This window comes from Microbacterium imperiale (assembly GCF_017876655.1).
GTDB classification, from domain to species: Bacteria; Actinomycetota; Actinomycetes; order Actinomycetales; family Microbacteriaceae; genus Microbacterium; species Microbacterium imperiale.
In genome coordinates, this window is sequence record NZ_JAGIOK010000001.1 from 1937016 (window position 1) to 1952700 (window position 15685).

At 70.0% G+C, this 15685-nt stretch carries 11 protein-coding genes and 1 pseudogene; 9 read left to right on the forward strand and 3 right to left on the reverse strand.

Annotation, left to right across the window (positions count from 1 at the left end; genetic code table 11):
• The first annotated feature begins 14 nt into the window (after positions 1–14).
• From JOF37_RS09595 to iolD, 3 genes are read left to right on the forward strand one after another with little or no spacing between them, the layout of a single operon-like run.
• Positions 15–1559 (forward strand): CoA-acylating methylmalonate-semialdehyde dehydrogenase, encoded by a 1545-nt coding sequence (locus tag JOF37_RS09595; RefSeq protein WP_210006610.1) that lies wholly within the window; start codon positions 15–17, stop codon positions 1557–1559.
• Positions 1560–1579: 20 nt separating this feature from the next.
• On the forward strand, positions 1580–2467 hold the full coding sequence (iolB, locus tag JOF37_RS09600; protein WP_210006611.1) for a 5-deoxy-glucuronate isomerase: 888 nt from the start codon (positions 1580–1582) through the stop codon (positions 2465–2467).
• Positions 2464–4398, forward strand: coding sequence for a 3D-(3,5/4)-trihydroxycyclohexane-1,2-dione acylhydrolase (decyclizing) (gene iolD / locus JOF37_RS09605; protein WP_245338141.1), 1935 nt, complete (start codon positions 2464–2466; stop codon positions 4396–4398). The genes iolB and iolD overlap by 4 nt, the downstream gene beginning before the upstream one ends.
• 487 nt (positions 4399–4885) lie before the next feature.
• Here iolD and JOF37_RS09610 read toward each other — a convergent pair.
• From JOF37_RS09610 to JOF37_RS09620, 3 genes and pseudogenes are all read right to left on the reverse strand, one after another.
• Positions 4886–6274, reverse strand: a pseudogene (locus JOF37_RS09610) (glycoside hydrolase family 2 protein); the annotation flags it as partial.
• Positions 6275–6311: 37 nt separating this feature from the next.
• Positions 6312–7316: a LacI family DNA-binding transcriptional regulator gene (locus tag JOF37_RS09615; protein ID WP_210006612.1), complete on the reverse strand. Its 1005-nt coding sequence runs from the start codon at positions 7314–7316 to the stop codon at positions 6312–6314.
• A gap of 8 nt (positions 7317–7324) precedes the next feature.
• Positions 7325–8089 carry a GntR family transcriptional regulator gene (locus JOF37_RS09620; RefSeq protein WP_271175022.1) on the reverse strand — a complete coding sequence of 255 codons (765 nt, stop codon included), beginning with the start codon at positions 8087–8089 and terminating at the stop codon, positions 7325–7327.
• A 162-nt stretch (positions 8090–8251) separates the two neighbouring features.
• Here JOF37_RS09620 and JOF37_RS09625 point away from each other — a divergent pair, with 162 nt between their 5' ends.
• Genes JOF37_RS09625 through JOF37_RS09650 form a run of 6 tightly spaced genes read left to right on the forward strand, consistent with a single transcriptional unit; the run spans position 8252 to position 15658 of the window.
• Positions 8252–9607, forward strand: coding sequence for an ABC transporter substrate-binding protein (locus JOF37_RS09625; RefSeq protein ID WP_210006613.1), 1356 nt, complete (start codon positions 8252–8254; stop codon positions 9605–9607).
• Positions 9604–10545, forward strand: a complete 942-nt coding sequence (locus JOF37_RS09630; protein WP_210006614.1) for a carbohydrate ABC transporter permease — start codon at positions 9604–9606, stop codon at positions 10543–10545. Before JOF37_RS09625 ends, JOF37_RS09630 begins: the two co-directional genes overlap by 4 nt.
• A gap of 1 nt (position 10546) precedes the next feature.
• Positions 10547–11434 carry a carbohydrate ABC transporter permease gene (locus JOF37_RS09635; RefSeq protein WP_210006615.1) on the forward strand — a complete coding sequence of 296 codons (888 nt, stop codon included), beginning with the start codon at positions 10547–10549 and terminating at the stop codon, positions 11432–11434.
• Positions 11431–12576, forward strand: a complete 1146-nt coding sequence (locus JOF37_RS09640) for a Gfo/Idh/MocA family protein (protein WP_210006616.1) — start codon at positions 11431–11433, stop codon at positions 12574–12576. Before JOF37_RS09635 ends, JOF37_RS09640 begins: the two co-directional genes overlap by 4 nt.
• On the forward strand, positions 12573–13409 hold the full coding sequence (locus JOF37_RS09645) for a ThuA domain-containing protein (RefSeq protein ID WP_210006617.1): 837 nt from the start codon (positions 12573–12575) through the stop codon (positions 13407–13409). Before JOF37_RS09640 ends, JOF37_RS09645 begins: the two co-directional genes overlap by 4 nt.
• Positions 13406–15658 carry an alpha-galactosidase gene (locus tag JOF37_RS09650; protein WP_210006618.1) on the forward strand — a complete coding sequence of 751 codons (2253 nt, stop codon included), beginning with the start codon at positions 13406–13408 and terminating at the stop codon, positions 15656–15658. Before JOF37_RS09645 ends, JOF37_RS09650 begins: the two co-directional genes overlap by 4 nt.
• Positions 15659–15685 lie beyond the last annotated feature (27 nt).

Below are 15685 nucleotides of genomic sequence, written 5' to 3' on the forward strand. Positions count from 1 at the left end.
CCGAAGGAGACACCATGACGACCACGACCGAGACGGCGGACACCAGCGCCACCGGTGCCCGCCCCGACAGCCTCGACGTCGTCCCCCACTGGATCGCCGGTGCCGCGTTCCCGGGGTCGTCGACCCGAACCGGCGACGTCTTCGACCCGGCGCTCGGCACCGTCACGAAGCGGGTCGCGCTGGCCGACGACGCCGACGTCGCCGCGGCGGTGGGTGCGGCGACCGCCGCCTTCCCCGCGTGGCGCGATCTGTCGCTCGCCCGCCGGCAGGCGGTCATGTTCCGCTTCCGCGAGCTGCTCGATGCGCGCAAGGGCGAACTGGCCGAGATCATCACCTCGGAGCACGGGAAGGTGCTCTCGGATGCTCTCGGCGAGATCAGCCGGGGCCAGGAGGTCGTCGAGTTCGCCACGGGGCTCGCGCACCACCTCAAGGGGGAGTTCTCCGAGAACGTCTCGACCGGGGTCGACGTCTATTCGCTGCGCCAGCCCCTCGGCGTCGTCGGCGTCATCTCGCCGTTCAACTTCCCCGCGATGGTTCCGATGTGGTTCTTCCCGATCGCCATCGCGGCCGGGAACACCGTCGTGCTGAAGCCGAGCGAGAAGGACCCGTCCGCTGCGGTCTGGATCGGCGAACTGTTCCGCGAGGCGGGACTGCCCGACGGCGTGTTCAACGTCCTGCAGGGCGACAAGGTCGCCGTCGACGGGCTGCTGGAGCACCCCGAGGTCCGGTCGATCTCGTTCGTCGGGTCGACCCCGATCGCCCAGTACATCTACGAGACCGCGGCCAAGCACGGCAAGCGGGTGCAGGCGCTCGGCGGGGCGAAGAACCACATGCTCGTGCTGCCCGACGCCGATCTCGACCTCGTCGCCGACTCGGCCGTGAACGCCGGCTTCGGGTCCGCCGGTGAGCGGTGCATGGCGATCTCTGTCGTCGTCGCGGTGGAGCCCGTGGCCGACGCCCTCATCGATCGGGTGAAGCAGCGCATCGCGGGACTCACCATCGGCGACGGTCGTCGCTCGTGCGACATGGGGCCGCTGGTGACGAGGCAGCACCGCGACAAGGTCGCCTCGTACATCGACATCGCCCTCGCCGACGGCGCGGATGTCGTGGTCGACGGCCGCGACGTGCACCCCGACGGCGACCCGGACGGATTCTGGCTCGGACCGACCCTCATCGACCGCGTGCCCACCTCGTCTCGCGTCTACACCGAGGAGATCTTCGGCCCGGTGCTCTCCGTCGTCCGCGTCGCGTCGTACGAGGAGGGCGTCGCGCTGATCAACGCGGGCGAGTTCGGCAACGGCACGGCGATCTTCACCAACGACGGCGGCGCCGCACGGCGGTTCCAGAACGAGGTGCAGGTCGGCATGATCGGTGTCAACGTGCCGATCCCGGTGCCGGTCGCGACCTTCTCCTTCGGCGGGTGGGGGCAGTCGCTGTTCGGCGACACTAAGGCGCACGGAGCCGAGGGCGTGAAGTTCTTCACGCAGCAGAAGGCGGTCACCGCGCGCTGGCTCGACCCCAGCCACGGCGGCGTCGACCTGGGCTTCCCGCAGAATTGACCGACGAGGACCGCTTCGAGATGACGACGAATGCGTGGCTGTTCCCCCGCGGCACCCTCGCCGAGGGTCCGTGGCAGAGCGTGGTCGGCGACGCCGTGCCCGGCTGGGCGCACACGGGCCTGCGGGTGGCCGAACTCGAAGGCGAGCTCCAGCTGCCGGCGGGGCCGGTCGAGCGCATGGTCGTGCCGCTCGCGGGATCGTTCTCGGTCAGCGCGGGTGCGGACCGATGGGAGCTGACCGGGCGCGCCTCGGTCTTCGCGGGGCCCACCGACGCGTGCTACATCGGTGTCGGCACGTCGGTCCGCATCGAGGGGTCGGGCCGTGTCGCGGTCGCCGAGGCGCCGGCGACCGCGTCCCTGCCGGGCTCGTACCTGAGCCAGGACGAGGTGCCCGTCGAGATCCGCGGCGCCGGCCGCTCGACGCGTCAGGTGCACAATCTCGGGGTGCCCGGGGCCCTCGCGGCTCAGAAGCTCATCGTGTGCGAGGTCATCACGCCGGCCGAGAACTGGTCGTCGTACCCGCCGCACAAGCACGACGAGCAGACCGCCCACGAGAGCGAACTCGAGGAGATCTACTACTTCGAGGCCGCCCCGGCGCGTGGCGCGCTCGCGCCCGCCGGTTCCCGCCCGTTCGGCATGTTCACGGCCTACGCGTCCGACGCGCGGCCGATCGACACGGCCGCCCGCGTCGAGACCGGCGACATCGCACTCGTGCCCTACGGCTACCACGGCCCCGCTGCGGCGGCCCCCGGCTACGACCTCTACTACCTCAACGTCATGGCGGGGCCGGGCTCCGAACGCGCCTGGCGCATCACCGACGACCCGGCCCACGGCTGGGTCCGCTCGTCGTGGGACGCACAGAGCCCCGACATCCGTCTGCCGTATCTGTCCGAGGAGACCGACGCATGATCCCCGACCCCGCCACCTCGCCCTCTGGCGCCGGCCGCACGCGAACGATGACGGTCGCCCAAGCGCTCATGACCTTCCTCGCCAATCAGTGGACCGTCGACGGCGACATCCGTGAGCGCACCATCGCGGGCACGTTCGGGATCTTCGGGCACGGCAACGTCGCCGGCATCGGCCAGGCGCTGCTGCAGCTGCACACCGAGCAGCCCGGTCTCATGCCCTATCACCAGGCGCGCAACGAGCAGGCGATGGTGCACCAGGCCGTCGGCTACGCCCGGATGCACCGTCGCCGCGCCACGTACGCCGCGGCCGCCTCGGTCGGTCCCGGCGCCGCCAACATGGTGACCGGCGCGGCGCTCGCGACCGCGAACCGGCTGCCCGTGCTGCTGCTGCCCTCCGACACCTTCGCGACGCGTGTCGCCGATCCGGTCCTGCAGCAGCTCGAGCATCCGCATGACACCGGCCTGCAGGTGACCGATGCGTTCCGGCCGGTCTCGCGCTTCTTCGACCGCGTGCAGCGCCCCGAGCAGCTCTTCTCGATCGCGCTCGCCGCGATGCGGGTGCTGACCGACCCGGCTGAGACCGGTGCGGTCACCATCGCGCTGCCCGAGGACGTGCAGGCCGAGGCGATCGAGGTGCCCCTCGAGTTCCTGCAGCCGCGCGAGTGGCACGTGCGTCGGCCTCTGCCCGAACCCGAGGAGCTGGCACGCGCTGTCGCCGCGATCCGAGGCGCGCAAGCGCCGTTCATCGTGGCCGGGGGAGGAGTGCTCTACGCCGGTGCGGAGGAATCGCTCCGCCGGCTCGTCGAGCAGACCGGCATCCCCGTCGGGGCGACCCAGGCCGGGGTCGGCTCGCTCGTCTGGGACCACCGGCAGTACCTCGGCGGTGTGGGCGCCACCGGCTCGACGGCGTCGAACCGCATCGCGGCCGAGGCCGACGTCGTCATCGGCATCGGCACGCGGTACAGCGACTTCACCACGGCCAGCCGCAGCGCGTTCCAGCGCGACGGCGTGCGTTTCGTCAACATCAACGTCGCCGCCTTCGACGCGTACAAGCACGGCAGTCAGCTGCCGGTCGTCGCCGACGCGCGCCGCACCCTCGACGCGCTCGCCGACGAGCTCGCGGGGTACTCCGTCGAGGCGGCGTACGCGGAGCGCATCGCGACCGAGAAGGCCGAGTGGGATGCCGTCGTCGACCACGCGCTCGCGCCGACCGGTGCACCGCTGCTCGGGCAGGCGGAGATCATCGGCGCCGTCAACGCCGCGAGCGAGCCCACCGACGTCCTCGTGCAGGCCGCGGGGTCGCTGCCGGGTGATCTGCACAAGCTCTGGCGGGTCCGTGATGCGCTGGGCTATCACGTCGAGTACGCCTTCTCGACGATGGGCTACGAGATCGCCGGCGGCATCGGCGTCCGGCGCGGCGCCCCGGACCGCGACGTGCTGGTCATGGTCGGGGACGGTTCATATCTGATGCTGCACACCGAGCTCGTGACCGCGGTGGCGGAGGGGCTCAAGATCATCGTCATCCTGGTGCAGAACCACGGGTACGCCTCGATCGGACACCTGTCCGAGACGGTGGGCTCGGATCGGTTCGGAACCGCCTACCGCATGGCCGATGCGTCGGTACCCGACCTCGCCGCGGCACCGTACGTGCCTGTCGATCTCGCCGCGAACGCGCGGTCGTACGGCGTCGACGTCATCGAGGTGGCACCCGGCCCCGATGCGGCCGCCGAGCTGGATGCCGCCGTGCGTGCGGCGAAGGCGTCGTCGACCACGACGCTCATCCACGTCGACGCCGATCCGCTGCGGTATGCGCCCGACGGCGAAGGGTGGTGGGACGTGCCGGTCGCCGCGCAGGCGAGCCTCGAGGCGACCGTCCGCGCCCGCGGCGAGTACGAGGTCGCACGTCGTCGGCAGCGGCCGCTTCTGGGCTGAGCATCGCAGCGCCGGCGGACGCGGGCCGGGGTCGTCGCGATCCCGGCCCGCGTCGGCTCAGGGCGGTCGAGCGCGACTCGCCCGTGATGATGGAGCGCAGCACCTCGAGGGGGAGCTTGGGCACCCGGTTCTCGAAGGCGAGACCGTTCGCCTCCTGCATCGTGTCGGTGATCTGGGTGTAGCAGAACCCCGAGAGCACGGTGCTCTCGAGCAGGGCGCCGAACAGTCCCCGCAGGTGCGCCTCGAGCTCCTCCGTGGTCGCGCTCGTCGAATAGCCCCACGCTGGCGCCGACGCCTGCGCCTCGTACTTGATGCCGCCGAACTCGCTCACCATGACGGGGAGGTTGACCGTGTCGGCTTCGCCTTCGGCCATCATCATCCGGTGCGAGGGCCCGTAACCCGCGAAGAGCGCTGCGAGAGCCGCCTGGTCGGCGTAGCGCCGGGCGAAGCTCTCGGGGTCGCCGTCGTAGTCGTGGACGGTGAGGATGTCGGACTGCGTGTGCTCCCATCCGTCGTTCGAGATCACGGGGCGGGTGGGGTCGAGTGCGCGGGTGAGGTCGGCGATCCCCCGCGAGAAAGCCCGCTGCGGGGCGTCCGTGAGGATGTCGCGCACACCCCAGCTCTCGTTCAGGGGAACCCACGTCACGATCGACGGGTGCGAGCGGTCGCGGCGCACGAGCTCCACCCATTCGCGGGTGAGATCGGTCATCGCGCTGGGGGTGAACTCGTAGGCGGCCGGCGCCTCACCCCACAGCAGCAGGCCCAGCCGGTCTGCCCAGTAGAGGAAGCGCGGGTCCTCGGCCTTCTGATGGATGCGGGCGGCGTTGAAGCCCATGTCCTTGATCAGCTGGACCTCGGCGCGCAGGGCGTCGGCACTGGGCGCCGCGAGGTGCGACTCGGGCCAGAAGCCCTGCTCGAGCACCGATCGGACGAAGTACGGCCGGTCGTTGAGCAGGAACCGGCCCGCGGCGGTGCCGACGGTGCGCAGCCCGAGATACGACGCGACGGCGTCGACGGAGTTCCCGTCGGTGACCGTGACGACGGCGTCGATCAGGCGGGGGTTCTCGGGGGTCCAGACGAGGTTCTCGTAGTGCTGGCCGTTGCGCTGGTCGCGCAGGGGGATGTCGATGATCGGCGCCCCGGATACGGGCCAGGCCGCGGACACGTGCCCGAGCGGTGTGCCCTCGTAGCTCAACTGGACGTCGATCCGGGCGTCATCGCCGAGCGGCCGGTTGCACAGCAGCTCGAGGACGACGCTGTCGGTGCCGCGCGTCGTGCGCCACGCGAGCTCGGTGACGTGGGTCGCGGGCACCTGCTCGAGCCAGACCGGCTGCCAGATGCCGGTCGTGCGGTGGTACCAGATCGAGTGCGGCTCGGGGAGCCATTCCTGCTTGCCGCGCGGCTGCCCGATGTCGAGGGGGCGATCGATCGCGCGAACCACGACGAGGTCGTCGCCGCCGTCCGAGAGGTAGTCGGTGATGTCTGCGCTGAAAGGCGAATGGCCGCCGGCGTGCGTGGCGACCGCGCTGCCGTTGACCCACACGGTCGCGGCGTAGTCGACGGCGCCGAAGTGGAGCAGGATGCGTGCGTCGGCGTCGTCGCGCGTGGTCTCGGCGGCGGAGAGCGTGCGGGCGTACCAGACGACGGGGTGGTACGACGGGTCGCCGATGCCCGACAGCGGCGACTCCGGCGGGTAGGGCACGACGATCCGCTGGGCGAAGTCTCCGGTGCGGAACCATCCCTCGCGGGCGCCGACTTCGGCGTCGTCGTAGGCGAAGCGCCATTCGCCGTCGAGACTGCGCCAGTCCGCACGGCGCAGCTGCGGACGCGGATACGTGCCCGCGAGGTCGGATGCGGGCGCTGTCAGTGGTTCCATGCGGAACACTGTGGCCTAGTTTTTCCAGCGCTGCAAATCAGCTCGCCGTACTGCCGCGAACGACGAGGTCGAATCCGACGAGCTCGTGTCGACCGGGTCCGTCGGCGCCGTCCATGCGTTCGCGCAGCATCCGGAACGCCGTGCGGGTCAGCGCCGACTTGTCGGGACGCACCGTCGTCAGACCCGGACTCGTGAACTGCGACATGAGGATGTCGTCCCAGCCGACCACTCCGACGTCGTCGGGGACCACGCGACCCGATCGAGCCAGGGCCTTCATCGCGCCGATCGCCGCGAGGTCGTCGAAGCACACGAGACCGTCGAAGCGCACGCCCGCCTCGAGTGCATCGACGACGGCCGCCTCGGCGGCGAAGGCGCCGAACCCGGTCATCGGGATGAGCAGGTCGTCGTCGCGGTGCGCCCCCGAGTCCGCCAACGCCGAGAGGTAGCCCCGCGCCCGCAGCCCCGCGGTGGCGTGGCCCCCGGTCGGGACGTGGCCGAGGAAGGCGATCCTGGTGCGCCCCGAATGCAGCAGGTGGAACGTCGCGGCACGAGCGGCGGCGATGTTGTCGACCATCACGTGGTCGACCGTGGGCGGTGCGGCGATCTCGCCGAGCAGGACGAGGGGGGTCGATCCGCGCAACTGCTCGATGGCCTCGGCGTCGAGCACCGTCGGCTGGAAGATGAGCCCGTCGATCAGCCCCTGCTCGCGTCCGCGCAGCACCGCACGTTCGTCGGCGAGGCCGCCCGCGGTCTGCTCGATGAGCAGGCGGTAGTCGAACCCGCCGATCTCCGTCGAGACGACGGCGGCGAGTTCCGCGAAGTAGGGGGTCTCGATCGCGGGCAGCGCGAAGGCGATCATGCCCGTCCTGCCGGTGGCCAGGCGGCGCGCGAGGCTGTGCGGCACGTAGCCGAGTTCGTCGATGGCGGCCTGCACTCGGGCCCGGGTCGACGGCCGCACGTGCTGGTACTCGCGCACGACGTTCGACACCGTCTTGATCGAGACGCCGGCGAGTGCCGCCACGTCCTGGAGAGTCGCCGACATGGGAGTCCTCACCGGTCGACGAGGGTCATCTCGAAGCCGTACAGATCGGGCCGATAGCAGTGGTGGCCGTACTCGACGGCGGCGCCGTCGGCGTCGTAGGCGGTGCGGTCCATGGTGAGCACGGGGGCGCCCCGCCCGATGTCGAGCAGCAGGCCCTCGTCGACGCTCGCCCGGCGCGCGCCGATCCGCTGGCGTGCGACCCGCAGCGTCACACCGCGGTCCCGCAGCTCGTGGTACAGGCCGACCTCTGCGAGTCGCTCGGCCGTGATGTCGGCGAACGTCTCGGGCAGGTAGTTCTCGAGCACCGCGATCGGCACGGCGTCGGCGTACCGCACGCGGCGGATCTTGAGGACGCGCGAGGTGGGGTCGACGCCCAGCTGGTCGGCGATCTCGGAGCCGACGCGGGCGAAGGTGACATCGAGCACGCGCGTCGACGGCACGCGGCCGGAGCGCTGCAGATCGTCATGGAGGCTCGTCAGGTCGATCTGCCGTGCGACGGAGCCGTGGACGACCTGCGTGCCGACGCCGCGACGCCGCACGAGCAGACCCTTGTCGACGAGTTCCTGGATCGCGCGACGCACGGTGGGACGCGAGAGCGACAGGCGCTCGCTCATCGACACCTCGTTCTCGAGCCGGGCTCCCGGGGGCAGCGCTCCCGACGCGATCGCGCCTTCGAGTCCCCGCGAAAGCCGGACCCACAACGGTGAGGTCTGGGTCGTAGGCTGAAGCAGCTCTTCGGCCGGCAGGACGACCGGCTGTTCGCCGTCAAGCACGCGTCACGCTCCTCCCGACCTGACAAATCTTCGCTATGTCATGTTAATACAAAATGGCGCGGAATGATTGACGAGCCCGTTTTGAATGTCCTAACATGCAGAACGGATGACCCGACAGATCGGCAAAGCGGCCGACGGGGTGAGTCCAGGAGAGGCATCGCAATGAAGCGCAAGTATGTCGTCGCTGCGTTCACGGCCACCGTGGTCACCGCGGCGGGACTCACCGGCTGCTCCGCCGGAGAAGGCAACGGCGGTGACGGTACCGACGGCCCCGTGACGATCACCATTCTGGAGAGCAAGCAGACCAACATCGATGCGATCTCGAAGGAGATCCCCGGCTTCGAAGCGGCGATGAAGGAGCAGGGCAAGGACATCACGGTCGAGCTCATCCCCGACCTCCTCACCGACGAGCAGCTGAAGACCAAGCTCACGCAGCAGCTGATCGCGGGACAGGCGCCCGACGTCCTCGACATCAACGAGAACATGGCCATCGCGTGGTCGTCCGCCGGCTACCTCGCGCCGCTCGACGACTACCTCGAGGACTGGGACGGCTGGAGCCACTACTACCCGGCCGTGAAAGAGGCCATGACCCGGCAGGACGGTCAGATCTACAGCCTGCCGTCGGGCGCCGGCGTGCTGAACCTCTTCTACCGCAAGGACATCCTCGAGCAGATCGGTGTCGACACCTCGCAGCCCGAGACCTGGGACGAGCTGATCGACCGACTCGTCGAGGTGAAGGAGGCCACGGGCGACACGCCGATCGTCGTCCCGGCCGGAACCGCCTGGGGCGGCGGGACGTGGGGCGAGGGCTTCCAGCCCCTCCTCGGCGGCACCGACACCGACTACTACGACAGCGAGACCGGGACCTGGGACCTCGAGAGCCCCGGCTGGCTCGCCGTCTTCGAGCTCTACGCCGACCTCGTCAGCAACGGTCTGATGCCGGTCGAGGATCTGCAGAACCCGAACCCGTGGGAGCCGACGAAGTACGTGAAGTTCCCCGAGGGCGACATCCAGGTCGCCGCGCAGGGCACGTGGGGCTGGAAGTTCGACTGGGGCCCCGACGGTGCGACCCCGATCGAGGGCCTGACCGAGAAGGTCTCGACCTGGCAGTGGCCGGGTCTGCGCGACGGTGACGAGCCGTACGGCTGGAGCAGCACCGGCGGTGGCTACGCGATCTCGCAGGACTCCGAGCACAAGGAGGCCGCGTTCGAGTTCATCAAGTACCTCTCGAGCGGCAAGCCCCTCGCCGAGCAGCTCGTGGCCTCGGGCGCCGCATCCGCTCGTGACGACCTCGACGACGTGGCGCCGTACTCCGAGGAGCCGCAGCTGCTCCAAGCCGGCGAGGATCTGGCCAACAGCGTGTTCGTCGTGACCGGCGACGGTGCGGACCAGATCGGTCAGGCGGTCGCCACCGCGACCGAGCTGATCCTCAGCGGTTCGGCGAACGGCCAGCAGGCCTACGAGGCGTTCGTGAAGGATGCCACCGAATTGCTCGGACCCTCCCTGGTGAAGGAATGACGTCGGTCGCCGACGTTCCCGCCGCGGTGCAGACGGCCGTCCGGCCGCCTGCGCCGCGGCGCCGGCGCGCCCGGACCGGGCCGCTCGTCCTGTTGCTGCTCGGTCCGTCGGCCGTGCTCATCGTGCTGTTCATCGTGCTGCCGGCCGTCTACGGGATCTGGCTGAGTCTCACGAACACGCAGCTGACGGGCTTCGCCGCGCGGGACCCGAAGTTCGTCGGTCTCGACAACTACACCTACCTTCTCGCGAGCACCGACTTCCTCAACTCGCTCGGGCAGACGGGCACGTTCCTGTTCTGGTCGGCGATCGTCGGCCAGACCGTGCTCGGCATGGTCGCGGCGGTGCTGCTCAGCCGTCCGTGGATCCGCGGGAAGGGCTTCTTCGGTGCCGCCCTGCTGATGCCGATGGTCGTGCCCGAGGTCGTCGCCTCGCTGACCTGGGCGAGCGTGCTGGCCACGAGCACCGAGGGCACCCTGAACCGCCTGACCGGACTGTTCGGCGCGGAGCCGACGGCCTGGCTGCAGAGCGCACCGATGCTCGCCATCATCCTCGTGAACATCTGGCGCGGTCTCGCGTTCGCCATGATCATGTTCCAGGCCGCGCTCGAGGACGTCCCGGCCGAACTGATCGAGGCGGCGCGCGTGGACGGTGCGAGCGCGATGCAGGTGTTCCGCCACGTCACGCTGCCGCTCATCCGCGGCCCCGTGTTCCTCTACCTGCTCCTGACGACCATCAGCACCGTCGGTGTGTTCGGGCTGGTCTACTTCCTGACCCGCGGTGGCCCCGGCGGGCAGACGCGCCTCGCCGCGATCTACATCTACGAGCGGGCTCTGCAGTTCTCGCAGATCGGCATCGGCAGCGCCGCGTCGATCATCCTGCTCATCATCGTGGTCGTGCTGGGCCTCACCTACGTCCGCCTGGCGAAGATCGAGGTATGACATGACCGTCATCCAGAGCCGCCCCGCGGCATCCGTCCCGCCCGTCCTGGTCGCGCGCCGGCGCCGGCTGCACCCCGTCGACCTCGCGCAGCGCGTCATCGGCTACGTGCTGATCGTCCTGCTCGCCCTCTTCTGCCTCGTCCCGTTCGCCTGGGTCGTGTTCAGCTCGGTCGACGCGAACGCCGGGGCGACCGTGCAGCTGCCGACCTTCTCGTTCGAGAACTTCGTGCGCTTCTTCACCGCACCCGGCACGCCGCTGCTGCTGATGAACAGCCTCATCATCGCCATCGCGTCCACCGCGCTCAACCTGGTGCTCGGAATCGCGGGCGGCTATGCGCTGTCGCGATTCTCGTTCCGAGGGCGACGCTTCTTCATGTTCAGCATCCTGCTGATCCGCGTCATCCCGGCACCGGCGACGATCGTCGCGCTGTACCTCATCATGGTCAACCTCGGGCTCGCGAACACCCTGCACGGCCTGATCATCGTCCAGGCGGTGAGCGGCCTCCCGGTCACGCTCTGGCTGATGAAGGGCACGATCGACGCCGTCCCCATCGAGCTCGAAGAGGCCGCGTGGACCGACGGCAACACGCGTCTGCAGGCGGCGCGCCGCATCGTGCTGCCTCTCATCGGCCCCGGCCTCGGCGCCGCGGCGATGCTGATGTTCATGGGGTCGTGGGGCGACTTCCTCACCCCGCTCGTGCTGCTGCAGAACCAGGACCTCTATCCGCTCGCCATCGGCCTGTTCCGGGCGTTCAGCGAACGCAACGTCGTCGACTGGGGCCTCCTCGCCGCCAGCGCGGTCGTCTACGTCCTGCCTCCGGCCGTGCTGTACATGCTCGTGCGCAAGAACCTGCTGAAGTCGAGCCTCGGTGGAGCGTTGAAGGGATGACCGGGATGTCAGATCGGGAACGGCTGCCGGTGGTGGTCGTCGGAGCCGGTGCGATGGGCGGCGAGTGGTTGCGGATGCTGGCGCGCTCGCCGCACGCCGAGACCGTCGGCGTCGTCGACCTCGACGTCGACCTGGCGCGGGCGACCGTCGCGAAGATCGGCCTCGATGTCGTCGTGGGATCGTCGCTCAGCGACGTCGCGAAAGCGTCGGGTGCGCGAGCGGTGGTCAACGTGACCGTGCCGCAGGCGCACCGCGTGGTCAACGAAGAGGCGCTGCGCGCCGGGTACCCGGTGCTCTGCGAGAAGCCTCTGGCGCCGACGGTCGCCGAGGCGCTGCGACAGGTGGCGCTGGCCGACCTGACCGGGCAGCTCCTCATGGTGAGCCAGTCGCGGCGCTACTTCGACCACCTGGCCGCGTTCCGCGGCGTGGCCGGCGGCCTCGGTCCGCTCGGCGTCGTGCACGCGCAGTTCTTCCACGAGGACCACGAGCCGGGCTTCCGCGAGCAGATGGCTCATCCGCTGCTGGTGGACATGTCGGTGCACCATTTCGACATGCTCCGCTATCTCACCGACGACGAACCGGTCAGCGTCCGCTGCGACTCGTGGAACCCGTCATGGAGCTGGTTCGCCGGTCATGCCGCCGCCACCGCGACGTTCGAACTGAGCTCCGGTGCCCGATTCGTCTACCAGGGCAGCCGGGCGACTCCGGGCCTGCAGACTTCGTGGAACGGCGACTGGCACATCTATGCCGAGCGCGGTGCGGCTCATTGGGACGGCGACGACGTCGTCGAGTCCGACGCCGCGGGCGCCTCCGTCGAGGTGACGTCGGCGAGCGAAGGCATCGAGGGCTCGCTCGAAGAATTCGTCGCGTCGCTCCGTGCCGGGGCCACGCCGCAGAACGAGGTGCGGACGAACGTGCTCACCCTCGCCATGGTCGAAGGAGCGATCCGCAGCAGCGACCGCGGCGGCGAGAAGGTCGTTCTCGCCGAGCTGCTGGAGGAGTCGCTGGTCCAGGCGATCGCCGACGAGCAGCGAGACGACGTCCGCGAGCTGCTGCGCTCGTGGTCCAGCGCCGCCGACGGCATCCGTACACCCGCCTGGGGATCGTCCCGGGCAGCGATCGCGTCAGGAGGCGCTCGATGACCATGTCCGTCACACCGAAGAAGGCCATCCGCGTCGTCGTGTGGGGTGAGAACCGTCACGAGCAGATCAATGAGGTCGTGCGCGGGATCTACCCCGACGGAATGCACGCCACCATCGCGGGCGGCATCACCGAGCTGCTCGGAGACGACGTGACGGTGACCACCCGCGTGCTCGACGATCCCGAGCACGGCATGACCGAGGAACTGCTCGCCGAGACCGACGTGTTGCTGTGGTGGGGTCACACCGCTCACGAGGAGGTGACCGACGAGGTCGTCGACCGCATCCAGAAGCACGTGCTCGAGGGCATGGGCATCATCGTGCTGCACTCGGGTCACCACTCGAAGATCTTCCGTCGCCTCATGGGCACGACGTGCAGCCTGCGCTGGCGCAACGACGGCAGCGACCGCGAGCTCGTCTGGACGGTCTCGCCGCGGCATCCGATCGCCGAGGGCGTGCCGCAGCCGCTCATCATCCCCGGGCAGGAGATGTACGGCGAGCTCTTCGACATCCCGGATCCCGACGAGCTCATCTTCATCAGCAGCTTCACGGGCGGCGAGGTGTTCCGCAGCGGCATCACCTACCGCCGCGGCTACGGCAAGGTCTTCTACTTCAGCCCCGGTGACGAGGTCTATCCCGTCTACCACCACCCCGGTGTCCAGCGCGTGATCGCCAACGGTGTGAAGTGGGCCTACTCCGAGCGTGAGCGCGAGTCGTACCTCGTCACGCCGATGTACCTTCCCGGCGGGTTCGATCGGCCTGTGCTGGGCTCGCCCGACGGCCTCGTCGACTACTACACGCGCGAGCTCATCGAGCCGCGCGAGAACGCGGGATGACGCGGGAGCGAGACCGCAGCGGTCGGGGCTGGCGCGACGACGGCAGTGCGCCGGCGGTCCCGGTGCCGACCGACGCCTATCTGCATCTCGCTTCGGGCGGCGTCAGCGTCGTCATCGATGCGACGCAGGGGCGGCTTCCCGCGATCGTCCACTGGGGGGTGGGCCTGGGGACCCTGAGCGAGGCGGAGGTCGAGGCGTTGGCCCTCGCGGCGGTCGAGCCGGCGTCCGGCAACGTCGTCGACGAGCCCGTGCGCGTCGCGATCCTCCCCGAGCATCACGCCGGCTGGGAGGGCAAGCCCGGCGTCGTCGGACATCGAGACGGCGCCGACTGGTCACCGAAGTTCGTCACGGATGCCGTCACCGTCGGCGGCGTCTCGGCGGACGCTGTTCGCACCGACGGGCGACTCGTCGAGACGGGCGCCGCCCTCGTCAGCATCGACGCGACCGACGAGATCGCCGGACTGCGTGTCCTCCTCGAGATCGAGCTTCTCGCCAGCGGACTCCTGCGCGCTCGTGCGACGCTCCGCAACCCCGGGGACGGCGTCTACAGCGTCGGGGACGTCACGCTCGCCCTGCCGATCCCGGTGCGGGCACGCGAGATCCTCGACTTCAGCGGGCGGTGGAGCCGCGAGCGCGTCCCGCAGCGCCGCGATCTCGTGGTGGGCATCCACGAGCGCGAGGGGCGCAAGGGCCGAACGGGTCCCGACGCGGCCACCGTGCTGAGCGTCGGCACGCCGGGGTTCGGCTTCCGGTCGGGCGAGGTATGGGGTGTCCACGTCGGCTTCAGCGGCAACCACCGCCACTACGCCGAGCAGTTGTCGGCCGGTGCCCAGGTCATCGGCGGCGGCGAGCTGCTGCTGCCCGGCGAGGTGCGGCTCGGCGAGAACGAGACCTACCGTTCGCCGTGGCTCTACGGGGCGTACGGCGACGGTCTCGACGGTCAGGCGCACCGCTTCCACCGGTTCCTGCGCAGCCGTGAGACGCATCCCGCCTCGCCCCGGCCTGTCACGCTCAACGTGTGGGAGGCGGTGTACTTCGACCACGACGCCGACCGCCTCATCGACCTCGCCGAGCGCGCTGCGGCGCTGGGCGTCGAACGCTACGTGCTCGACGACGGCTGGTTCTCGGGTCGCCGCGACGATCACCGGGGCCTCGGGGACTGGACCGTCGACCTGGGCATCTGGCCGGGCGGGTTGCACCGACTCGTCGACCGAGTGACGTCGCTCGGGATGCAGTTCGGTCTGTGGTTCGAACCCGAGATGGTCAATGAAGACAGCGAGCTCGCGCGCCGGCATCCGGAATGGATCATGCAGACGGGGGATCGGATGCCGGTCCGCGGGCGCGACCAGCAGGTGCTCAACCTCGGCATCCCCGAGGCCTATAAGTACGTGCTCGATGCGATGACCGCGATCCTCACCGAGTACGACATCGCCTACATCAAGTGGGATCACAATCGCGACCTCATCGACGCGGGCACCGCGCCGCGCGGTGAGGCGGGCGTTCACGCGCAGACCCTCGCCGCGTACCGGCTCATGGACGAGCTCAAGCGTCGCTTCCCCGGCCTTGAGATCGAGTCGTGCTCGTCGGGTGGCGCCCGGGTCGACCTCGGTGTCATCGAGCGCACGGACCGCGTGTGGGTCAGCGACTGCATCGACCCGCTGGAGCGTCAGCAGATGATGCGGTGGACGATGCAGCTCATGCCGGCCGAGCTGCTGGGCTCGCACATCGGGTCGGGCGTGAACCACACCACCGGACGTGCGCACGCCCTGTCGTTCCGCGCGGCAACCGCCCTGTTCGGGCACTTCGGCATCGAGTGGGACCTCGCGAGAGCCACCGCGGCGGAGAACGCCGACCTCGTCGAGTGGATCCGGTTCTACAAGGAGCACCGTGATCTGCTGCACCGGGGCGACCTGTTCCGCGCCGACGAAATTGATCCCGCCTTCCAGGTCTACGGCGCGATCGCCACGGATCGGTCGGCCGCGCTGATCTTCGTCGCCTTCCTCACCCGTTCGGCGGTGTCGCCGCGGGGCCGGTTCACGGTGCCGGGCCTCGACCCGGACAAGCGGTACCGGATCGCTCCCGTGACGGTCGGCACTCCCGACGCCGGGCGCGCCGACCCGCCCTGGTACGCCGACGGCGCGGGTGTGGTCATGAGCGGCCGAGCCCTCGCGACGTCGGGCCTGCACCTGCCCGGTTCGTTCCCCGAGCGGGTCGTGCTGCTGCGGGTCACCGAGCAGATGCTGCCCTGATCGGCGGGGGTGGAAGCCGCGGGGGCG

What these genes read in the sequence shown, in the direction of transcription:
- JOF37_RS09640 (WP_210006616.1), top strand. Translation starts at nt 11,431, where the DNA reads ATGACCGGGATGTCAGATCGGGAACGGCTGCCGGTGGTGGTCGTCGGA.
- JOF37_RS09645 (WP_210006617.1), top strand. Translation starts at nt 12,573, where the DNA reads ATGACCATGTCCGTCACACCGAAGAAGGCCATCCGCGTCGTCGTGTGG.
- JOF37_RS09635 (WP_210006615.1), top strand. Translation starts at nt 10,547, where the DNA reads ATGACCGTCATCCAGAGCCGCCCCGCGGCATCCGTCCCGCCCGTCCTG.
- JOF37_RS09595 (WP_210006610.1), top strand. Translation starts at nt 15, where the DNA reads ATGACGACCACGACCGAGACGGCGGACACCAGCGCCACCGGTGCCCGC.
- JOF37_RS09615 (WP_210006612.1), bottom strand. Translation starts at nt 7,316, where the DNA reads ATGTCGGCGACTCTCCAGGACGTGGCGGCACTCGCCGGCGTCTCGATC.
- iolD (WP_245338141.1), top strand. Translation starts at nt 2,464, where the DNA reads ATGATCCCCGACCCCGCCACCTCGCCCTCTGGCGCCGGCCGCACGCGA.
- JOF37_RS09625 (WP_210006613.1), top strand. Translation starts at nt 8,252, where the DNA reads ATGAAGCGCAAGTATGTCGTCGCTGCGTTCACGGCCACCGTGGTCACC.
- JOF37_RS09650 (WP_210006618.1), top strand. Translation starts at nt 13,406, where the DNA reads ATGACGCGGGAGCGAGACCGCAGCGGTCGGGGCTGGCGCGACGACGGC.
- JOF37_RS09630 (WP_210006614.1), top strand. Translation starts at nt 9,604, where the DNA reads ATGACGTCGGTCGCCGACGTTCCCGCCGCGGTGCAGACGGCCGTCCGG.
- iolB (WP_210006611.1), top strand. Translation starts at nt 1,580, where the DNA reads ATGACGACGAATGCGTGGCTGTTCCCCCGCGGCACCCTCGCCGAGGGT.